This window comes from Leptospira ainazelensis, assembly GCF_016918785.1.
Classification (GTDB): Bacteria; Spirochaetota; Leptospiria; order Leptospirales; family Leptospiraceae; genus Leptospira; species Leptospira ainazelensis.
Map to the genome: position 1 here is coordinate 1 of NZ_JAFFPT010000030.1, position 8,608 is coordinate 8,608.

At 39.1% G+C, this 8,608-nt stretch carries 10 protein-coding genes; 8 read left to right on the top strand and 2 right to left on the bottom strand.

All coding sequences use genetic code 11. The features are described 5' to 3' along the window. Nucleotides 1-88: 88 nt before the first annotated feature. Together JWG44_RS08530 and JWG44_RS08535 are read left to right on the top strand one after the other, a co-directional pair. Nucleotides 89-1,213 (top strand): DUF3800 domain-containing protein, encoded by a 1,125-nt coding sequence (locus tag JWG44_RS08530; RefSeq protein ID WP_205274537.1) that lies wholly within the window; start codon nucleotides 89-91, stop codon nucleotides 1,211-1,213. A 285-nt stretch (nucleotides 1,214-1,498) separates the two neighbouring features. Further along, nucleotides 1,499-3,418, top strand: a complete 1,920-nt coding sequence (locus tag JWG44_RS08535; protein WP_205274538.1) for an ATP-dependent nuclease — start codon at nucleotides 1,499-1,501, stop codon at nucleotides 3,416-3,418. A gap of 148 nt (nucleotides 3,419-3,566) precedes the next feature. On the opposite strand, the gene JWG44_RS08540 is transcribed toward JWG44_RS08535, so the two are convergent. After that, nucleotides 3,567-3,881 carry a helix-turn-helix domain-containing protein gene (locus tag JWG44_RS08540; protein WP_205274539.1) on the bottom strand — a complete coding sequence of 105 codons (315 nt, stop codon included), beginning with the start codon at nucleotides 3,879-3,881 and terminating at the stop codon, nucleotides 3,567-3,569. A gap of 56 nt (nucleotides 3,882-3,937) precedes the next feature. On the opposite strand from JWG44_RS08540, the gene JWG44_RS08545 reads away from it, so the two are divergent. From JWG44_RS08545 to JWG44_RS08560, 4 genes are all read left to right on the top strand, one after another. Then, the gene (locus JWG44_RS08545; RefSeq protein ID WP_020983254.1) at nucleotides 3,938-4,156 is read left to right on the top strand and encodes a helix-turn-helix domain-containing protein; all 219 of its coding nucleotides are present in this window, start codon (nucleotides 3,938-3,940) and stop codon (nucleotides 4,154-4,156) included. A gap of 355 nt (nucleotides 4,157-4,511) precedes the next feature. Continuing rightward, entirely contained in the window at nucleotides 4,512-4,934 is a 423-nt protein-coding gene (locus JWG44_RS08550; protein WP_205274540.1) for a hypothetical protein, read from the top strand. Continuing rightward, the gene (locus tag JWG44_RS08555) at nucleotides 4,935-5,798 is read left to right on the top strand and encodes a protein kinase domain-containing protein (protein ID WP_205274541.1); all 864 of its coding nucleotides are present in this window, start codon (nucleotides 4,935-4,937) and stop codon (nucleotides 5,796-5,798) included. It begins immediately after the preceding gene. Then, entirely contained in the window at nucleotides 5,795-6,964 is a 1,170-nt protein-coding gene (locus tag JWG44_RS08560; protein ID WP_205274542.1) for a hypothetical protein, read from the top strand. The genes JWG44_RS08555 and JWG44_RS08560 overlap by 4 nt, the downstream gene beginning before the upstream one ends. A 185-nt stretch (nucleotides 6,965-7,149) precedes the next feature. Here the strand turns inward: JWG44_RS08560 and JWG44_RS22275 are convergent, their stop codons facing one another. Further along, nucleotides 7,150-7,494: a helix-turn-helix domain-containing protein gene (locus JWG44_RS22275; protein WP_232371561.1), complete on the bottom strand. Its 345-nt coding sequence runs from the start codon at nucleotides 7,492-7,494 to the stop codon at nucleotides 7,150-7,152. 71 nt (nucleotides 7,495-7,565) lie between these two features. On the opposite strand from JWG44_RS22275, the gene JWG44_RS08570 reads away from it, so the two are divergent. Continuing rightward, nucleotides 7,566-7,979, top strand: a complete 414-nt coding sequence (locus tag JWG44_RS08570; protein ID WP_205274543.1) for a helix-turn-helix domain-containing protein — start codon at nucleotides 7,566-7,568, stop codon at nucleotides 7,977-7,979. Nucleotides 7,980-8,287: 308 nt separating this feature from the next. Continuing rightward, on the top strand, nucleotides 8,288-8,608 hold a 321-nt coding region (locus JWG44_RS08575), incomplete at its 3' end, for a hypothetical protein (protein WP_205274544.1).

Sequence of the window (8,608 nt, forward strand, 5' to 3'; positions counted from 1 at the left end):
CTCGAACCTCGTGCCAACCGCGTCGCGCACAAGCGCTTGCGGACGCAACGTCGAGAAGCCTCTTTCGTTAGACGACAGTCATTAAATTATGTATATATATGTAGATGAAACTGGAAATACCGGATTAGATCTATTCAAAAATGATCAGCCATTTTATATTTTAGGGGGCCTGATTTCAGAAATAAATTTAGATATGGATGTTAAGTTACGCTTAATTATCAAGGAAATGGCCGAACATGCTAATCTGAATGAATTACACGGGAATGCAAATGAATCGGCATTTGATTTCATTGCACCTAAATTAGAAATACTGATAAGTGAGCTTAACCTTAGATTTCTATTTTCCTGTGTTGAAAAAGAACATCTAGCGGGTGTTAAATTCTTAGATTATTTACTAGACTCCGATACGAATAAGGCAGTGTCACCTTTAAGTTATCGGAGCCGAGCTCTACGACTAATAATCGTTCAACAATGCCTTCAATGTTTTCCGAAAGGTCTTCGGGAAGCATTTTGGGAAGCTTATAAAACTCAAGATAATGAAGCATTGATTTCAATTCTTTCTAAGTTTCAAGAAATAGCATTGAAGAATCTTATTGATCAAAGGCTAAAGGAGATTTTGTGCGATGCAATTGAGTGGGCTACGAAGCATATTTCGGATGTCTTTGATTTTAAAAGATCAAAAATGGATTCTCCGAATTACGTAGCATTATCAACCTTAATTAATCAAATGAATGTTTTAGTTGATGAAGAAGATCAAGTAATCGACAAATTTATACATGATGAACAAAGGGAATTCAAAACGATCTTCGAGACATTATATTCGACTATGAAACAGGTAAAATTTGAAGTTTCCGATATAATGCTCCCCTTGAAAATGAAAGAGCTAAACGTTCTTCAGCCAAAATTTCAAATGGGCTTGAGTAAGGAGTCAGTAGGACTTCAACTAATAGACGTTTTTACATGGGTTTTTAAAAGGCATATATTTAATCCTTTTTCAAATAAAAAAATGAATTCTCTTGGAGAAGTTATATGTTGCAAATCTAATATACATGCTGTAACTTCTGCCATGTTACTGAAAGAAACGAAAATGCACATGGATTTTATTAATAACCTAGATATTAATGACGACGGGATAGAAAAAGGTAAAGCAATTTTAAAAGAGCTCGAAAACAGAAGAAAAGAAGAGTTGAGGAAGCTCAGAACGGCAGAGTAATGACCGTCGTCTAACTTCGTCTCCTCGCTTCGTTCGAGATTTGCTCCGCAAACTCTCACTCCGGCTCCGCACATTGCTTTGTCACTTCGGTTCGCGAGACTGCGCTAATGCGCCTCGAACCTCGTGCCAACCGCGTCGCGCACAGGCGCTTGCGGCCGCAACGTCGAGAAGCCTCTTTCGTTATCTGCCATGCCGCGCCCCCGGAGAACGTCCGCCGTCCGTGGCGGACTTATGAAATCAGAAATTTCTCATATCCAATCTCAATTTTGTTAATAGGAGTGCTATATGCTACTGTCAAAAGTAATCATCAAGAAGTACAAGAGTTTCATTCATGACCAATCTGTGAATATTGAGAAAGATGTTACCTGCGTCGTTGGAAAAAATGAATCAGGCAAGACTGCCTTGTTGGAGGCCATTGCAAAGGTGAATTATTTTGACAATGATTCGCGTTTCAAATTCGACGAGACTTATGACTATCCTAAGAATGAATGGAAGACCACAGAGAACCCAACTGGCCAATCGATTATAACACTCGAGTATACTTTAGAACAGCATGATAAAGAGGCTATCGAGAAACTCTTAGGACCAGGTACCTGCAGCTTTGAAAAATATTCTTACACAGAAAAATTCGATGGTAGCGGTTTGTTTTCTGGCGTTAAGATCGACACAGCTAATTTTATCAAATACTTCGCGGATCAAGCAGACGTTGGTGATGAGGAGAAATCTCTTCTGGCCCAAACCAAAACCTTTCCCGAGTTTAAAGCCAAACTGCTTGAGATCAAAGCAGACTCCGTATTAGTTACCCGCCTGAGCGAAATCGAAAAGGTCAACCATGGATGGGAGGACAACCCTCTAGGTGGACACATAGCAAAAGCATATCTTGATGTTCATCAACCGGTTTTTTGGTACTTCGATGACTATTTCACTTTGCCAGGCCGCATCGATCTCAAAAAGGTCGCGGAAAACCGATTCGATGATCAATTCACTGAGGCAAATCTCAAAATTTCAAAAGCACTTATGGAGCTTTCAAAAGTGGAAATCAGTGAACTACTCAAGGCCCAGAATTATGAATCGTTCATTTCTGAATTAGAGGCTACCTCAAACGCGATAAGCGATGAGCTTTTTGAGTATTGGAAAACGAACCAACATCTGGAAATTAAGTTCGAGATTGAACCTGTCCAAGACCCGGGAAATCCATCAATACTACACAAATTTTTAAACGTCCGGATAAGAAACTCAAAGCATCGCGTTTCCTTGCCACTTGGCAACCGGAGCAAGGGGTTTATCTGGTTCTTTTCTTTCCTCGTTTGGTTTAGTCGAATTCAAGCTGACCGGTCGAAAAAATACATAATACTTTTGGATGAACCGGGGCTGAATCTTCATGCGTCTGCGCAAGCGGACCTCCTCCGATACATCAATGAAAAACTGAAAAACTATCAGGTGATCTATTCAACTCATTCACCATTCATGATTGAAACATCCCAAATCCACAGAGTCCGCACGGTCTATGACACACTCGATCCAAAAAAAGGAAGTACGATCTCCGATTCAATTCAAGAGAAAGATCCCGACACATTGTTTCCACTACAAGCAGCCCTCGGCTATGATATCGCTCAAAATCTTTTCATCTCGGACAGGAATCTGCTGGTCGAAGGTCCGGGCGATCTTATCTATTTTGAAATTTTCAACGAGATATTGAAAAAAAAGGGAATCGCATCACTAAGAGAAGATGTTACTATAGTCCCAGTTGGAGGTCTCGACAAAGTCACGAGTTTCATCTCCTTGCTGCGTGGCTCCAGCCTCAAAGTCTGTTGTATACTCGATACATTTACTGACCAGAAAGGAAAAAAACGACTTGAGGACATGATATATCACAAGATAATTAAGGATCGCAATGTCCTGTTTTTCGATGAGTTTGCGGCCAATGGTTCTGGAATATCGGATATCGAGGATATGTTTTTGGAGGATGAATACATCAATTTATATAACCTCGCTTTTCGAACAACGCAAATCAAGCTAAGCGATCTCAAGCAAACAAATGAACCTATCGTGAAGCGCATCGCAGAGTTCCTTGGTGTATCTCGATTCAATCACTACACCCCTGCAATCACATTGATGCGTACAGGATATGATGAAAACACGTTCTCCAAAGCTACGGTAGATCGGTTTGCTGTTCTCTTTGCAAAAATCAATGGACTATTCTAAATCTGCGGCATTCCCGCCTCTGCCATTCATGGCTCCGGCGGTGCGGGGGGACACTGCAGATAACTCTCGCCTAACGCTTCCTAATTACCCTCGTTAAAACTGCTTTGCAGATTTAACGAGGGTGGATCTTTCTGATTTCATAAAATCATCATTTAGAAAATACAGAATAGAAATGCTCGGGAGGTTTATTATAAAGTCTGAATAATACATAAAAGTCTTCGATCAATAATCGACGTTGACCTGATTCCATCTGTGAAATATAACTTTGATGTTTTCCGAGTTTCTTTGCAACTTGAGCCTGAGTTAAGTTAGCTTCGATTCTCGCCGTTCTAAGCCGGTCAAAGAAAGCATTCTGTTCTTCTTTAGATATTTCCTTTATATTTGAATTTGCTCGTTTTCCGAAAGACTTTAGAACTATAGTCTCAAGTTTTCTAATTAAAAAATGAAATTCTTTAAAGAACATGTATCCCACGGTATACTGCGTTCACTTTTTGTCAACAATGCCGCATTATACCGTGCGTGGAATTAGAAGAATTTTTACAAAAAGTCGGAAGAAATATTCAGAAAGTGCGTAAAGAAAAGGGATTTACTCAGGAAAGCATGGATGAAGGGGATTACGCTGTTCCTGTAAGAACGTTGCAAGATATTGAAGCTGGACGAGCCAATTTTACTGCGAGTTCAATTTTTAAACTTTCTAAGCAATTGAAAGTAAAACCAAAAGATCTTTTAGATATTTAAAAAATTAAAAGTGCTATTACTAATCGGCTCCGCCGTCCTTGGCGTCGCCGATTAGAATTCGGGGCGGCGGCACAGCAGATAACTAAAAATTGTCGCTGCGCTTCGGGTTCGCTTACGCGCCCCTTGCTTGGGCTTCGCCACATTCGCTTTGTCCCTCGGCTTGCGAGACGCGACTAAGGTCGCTCAAGCCTCGCGCCAATTCTTCCGCGTGCTTAGGCACGCTCCAGAACCGCGAACGTCGACAATCACTTGTCGTTATCTGCAATGCCGCGCCCCTCATTTAAGACGCCAGCCGTCCTTGGCTGGCGATTCTTAGGTTGTTGACAAAAGATGTGTAAGTTTAAGGATATTAGAAATGTACGATAGTGAGTACGATTTAGTTAAATCTTTTGTGAGAAGGATTAACAAGAAGGAAGTGCCTTTCTCTTGTATGGGTATGGCATTGGAGTTCAATTGGCAAGCAGGGCGACCGGATGTTATTCTTCAATTGGGGAATAATCATTTGATAGCTTTGGAGGCTAAGCTTGAAAAATGGGAAGAAGCATTTCATCAAGCATATAGAAATAAGTCCTTTGCTCATTACTCTTATGTTTTATTTCCTGGCGCTTTGGAAGCGCGTATTAAGAAACATTTAGAAAAATTTGAAAAATATGGTGTTGGCATTTGTACCATTACCCCGAGAAAAGGGGTCCGTGTTATTTTATCTGCAAAACGAAATATTCCAGTGCAGCCTTGGATTACTGAAGAGGCTAAACGATTTATCAAATCTAATTATTGAATGAAGCCTGAAAGATTTCCTCAAATCTCTAATGCAATCGCGAAAAAGGAAAATTTAGTTATTGAATCTTTTGTCGGGAATGGATCTTTCAAGGACGTCTATAAGTGCAAAAAAGATGATAAATCATTTGTTGCATTGAAAATCGCAGATCCAACTGCAACTCATCCAGAAAGGGAATCTCGTGAAATAGAATCAATGCTGAAATGCAATATTTCCCAAATTGGGAAGCTATATAAATTCGATTCGTATATTGATCTATCATCCGGTAAGAGTTATCACTATTTAATAGAAGAATACTTTCAGGGTGGAGATTTAAAAAGAAAGCTTGAAAGCCATAGTTTAGCAAAGACAGAAATTGGACAGATCGGTCTGCAATTATCAGTAGCCATAAAAGAATTAAAGAGTCTAAATCTGGTTCATAGAGACATTAAGCCAGAAAATATTATGTTTAGATCATCAGATAATTGTAATGCTGCTTTAACTGATTTCGGCTTGGTGCGAGACCTTTCTGAAGATTCTCTTACTGGAACGTGGCTTGTCCAAGGACCAGGGACTCCGTTATTCGCTTCGCCTGAACAATTAAACAATGATAAAAGTATGATTGATTGGCGATCCGATCAATTCTCAGTCGCATTGACTCTTTCTTATTGCCTTTTAGGATTCCATCCTTTTCAGATTGATTCAGGAAATACGATGCAGGCTATTATTAATGTTTGTGAACGTAAAGCAATGCCGGTTGAGAATATCGAAAAGTTAAATGAATTTGGTTTCGGATGTTTGGTTAAAATGCTTTCTCCCTGGCCAATACATAGGATTGCATCTCCCGATAAGTTAGTTGAGTTATTTACAGGATTAACAGTATGAAAGCATTTTTGCAAATGGGCCATCATTCAGAAAATTTGGTTGGTGCAAAGGGCCTATCGGAATTTTCGGGAATAATTCTTAGTCCTGTTAACAGATTGCCAGATCAACTAGCAAGTGATGTGGCAAATTATAGTAAAAAAGGGTATTCAGTATTACTCGATCCCCAATTATATTTTCCTGCTACAGAAAGAGAAAAGCTAACTGAACAACCTTATTTTCCTGATGATATGGATACGTCTGATCTTACTTCATTGCCGTGGTGGAAAAAGTTATGCGAAAAGCTTTCTTCTTTTTGCAATGAAATCGATATTAAAAAGACAGCAACTCCTGCACCTTTAACTAAAAATTCAAGTAATGATGATTATTACTCATTAATGTCAAATATTGGAGCGTCAATTTTAGAAAAATCAAAGGGAATTGAAGTTTATCAAACTGTTATAGTGCATTTACCTACAATTGAAAATATTGATAGGATTTATCGTATCGCTAGCCTTGTTTCAAATAACGACTATAAGGGTTATTATTTAGTATTTCTATGGGATAAGGATCCGAGAAATGAAATAGATAGTGAGACTATGCTTTTTTACGCAATGGAATTAATATATTCTTTAGCTAGTCTCGGAAAAGAAATAATAGTATCACATTCTGGTACCGAAATGCCTTTATATATAGTGGCGGGGGCATCTTCTTGTGCGAGTGGTAAATTTTTTAATTTAAGAAGATTTACTTCTTCGAGATATGAAGAACCTACAGAACAATCTGGCGGAGGTCAATTACCATATTGGTTTGAACAAGGATTTATGGCCTTCTTACGTCAGACGGATTATTTTCGTATTAAATCTTCTAAACTTAGTTCCGTGCTTGGAACTGGATATTCTAGTAATCTATGGAGTAAAGTTATTGAAGAACAACTAACTGCGAATCCAGGAAAGCCATGGCTTTCTCATTCTTGGCGACATTATCTTTCCTGGTTTTCAGAGACTCATAAATACTTAAAAGCAATTCCAAATCCTGAAGTGATACTTTCCGATTGGCTTAAACTGGCAGAGTCGAATTGGGAAGCATTAGAATCGGAAGGTATTTTAATGGATGAAAAAAAGAATGACGGCAGGTGGTTACGACCGTGGCGGCAAGCTCTTAGTAAATTTAAATCAGCTAGAAAATAAACTAAATTAATATATAATTAATGATGCTTGTCACGGTTCTTGCATCGCGTACCGGCAAGAACCGCGCCACCCGAACGCTTCGCGATCGGGACGCCAAAAATAATCGTTCATTCTTTCTCTTTTACCCTCGTTAAAACTGCTTCGCAGATTTTACTCGGGCGGATCTTTCCGATTCCATAAAATCATTACTTAGCAAATACAGAATAAAAATACTCAGGAGGTTTATTATAAAGTCTGAATAATATATAAAAGTCTTCGATCAATAGCCGACGATTACCTGATTCCATCTGTGAAATATAACTTTGATGTCTTCCGAGTTTCTTTGCAACTTGAGCCTGGGTTAAATTAGCTTCAATCCTTGCCGCTCTCAGTCGATCAAAGAAAGCCTTTTGCTCATCCTTCGATATTTCACTCGTAAAACTCACTTTAGTTTGCTCGGAGGAGGGTTTTTGGGCACGGAAAGGCCACCAGAAGCGTCTTTTTCTGCTTTCCGAATGAGGGTACGGTCCGGATACTAATTTAACGCCCATGTATTGCCAGATACATTGATACACCAAAAGTGAATTAATGTCAATATAAATATTTTATTAGTGTATTTTTAATGACCTCAAAGAAAACTGAAAAATTAGTCGGAAAGAAGGTACAAGCAGTTCTTCAAGATCACGGCGAAAGCCAAAAGGAAGCGGCTCCTGAGTTAAATATTACTCCAGCAGGATTAAATAATATCATTCAGGGTAGAGTAGAATCTTTGTCTCAGACGTTCTTAACTTCCTTTAAGGAAAGATATAAAGTTAACCTTGATTGGCTTTTAGATGATTCAAGATCGATTAAACCTGTTTTGTATTCTTCATCTGATGAAGGACCGGTTTTTCAGATGGATGAGGATAAAGTTTTATTCAGTAAAATCAAGAATACAAAAGGGCTTAAAGAAATCGTAAAAACTCTATTACAGATTTCTCCTGAACAAAGAAAAATAATTGCCGATGTCGCTTCTGAATTTTCGAAAAAGAAGTGATCATTTACATCTTCACTCGCAATTTTATAGGCACTCACTAATCGTCTCCGCCGTCCTTGGCGTCGCCGATCAAAATTCGGGGCGGCGGCACAGCAGATAACTAAAAATTGTCGCTGCGCTTCGGGTTCGCTTCGCGCCCCTTGCTTGGGCTTCGCCACATTCGCTTTGTCCCCCGGCTTGCGAGACGCGACTAAGGTCGCTCAAGCCTCGCGCCAATTCTTCCGCGTGCTTAGGCACGCTCCAGAACCGCGAACGTCGACAATCACTTGTCGTTAGCCGACATTTGATCGGTCCTTTATTTAAATAAAATGAAAGAGTTAATAATAAAATACAGAACGGTCGAAGGTAAAATTACAAAGAGGCATATTACAAACATTCGATTAAATGGGGCAGACAAAATCTCAGCTTTTTGTCATTTGCGAAATACAGATATGGGATTTATGATTTCAGGAATTATAGAAGCAATTCTGCCGAGTTCCGGTGAATTCATTGAAAATATTTATACTTTTCTTGATCTGGAAATTCCAGTTGATTTTAATAATCCGCTACAGTATGAGTTAATGCCGCCTGAATTTATTCCAGGAAAGAGTCAGGAATTTTATAAAGGGCAAAGACGTAAAGAAAAAACA

What these genes read in the sequence shown, in the direction of transcription:
- JWG44_RS08530 (WP_205274537.1), top strand. Translation starts at nt 89, where the DNA reads ATGTATATATATGTAGATGAAACTGGAAATACCGGATTAGATCTATTC.
- JWG44_RS08535 (WP_205274538.1), top strand. Translation starts at nt 1,499, where the DNA reads ATGCTACTGTCAAAAGTAATCATCAAGAAGTACAAGAGTTTCATTCAT.
- JWG44_RS08540 (WP_205274539.1), bottom strand. Translation starts at nt 3,881, where the DNA reads ATGTTCTTTAAAGAATTTCATTTTTTAATTAGAAAACTTGAGACTATA.
- JWG44_RS08550 (WP_205274540.1), top strand. Translation starts at nt 4,512, where the DNA reads ATGTACGATAGTGAGTACGATTTAGTTAAATCTTTTGTGAGAAGGATT.
- JWG44_RS08555 (WP_205274541.1), top strand. Translation starts at nt 4,935, where the DNA reads ATGAAGCCTGAAAGATTTCCTCAAATCTCTAATGCAATCGCGAAAAAG.
- JWG44_RS08560 (WP_205274542.1), top strand. Translation starts at nt 5,795, where the DNA reads ATGAAAGCATTTTTGCAAATGGGCCATCATTCAGAAAATTTGGTTGGT.
- JWG44_RS22275 (WP_232371561.1), bottom strand. Translation starts at nt 7,494, where the DNA reads ATGGGCGTTAAATTAGTATCCGGACCGTACCCTCATTCGGAAAGCAGA.
- JWG44_RS08570 (WP_205274543.1), top strand. Translation starts at nt 7,566, where the DNA reads ATGACCTCAAAGAAAACTGAAAAATTAGTCGGAAAGAAGGTACAAGCA.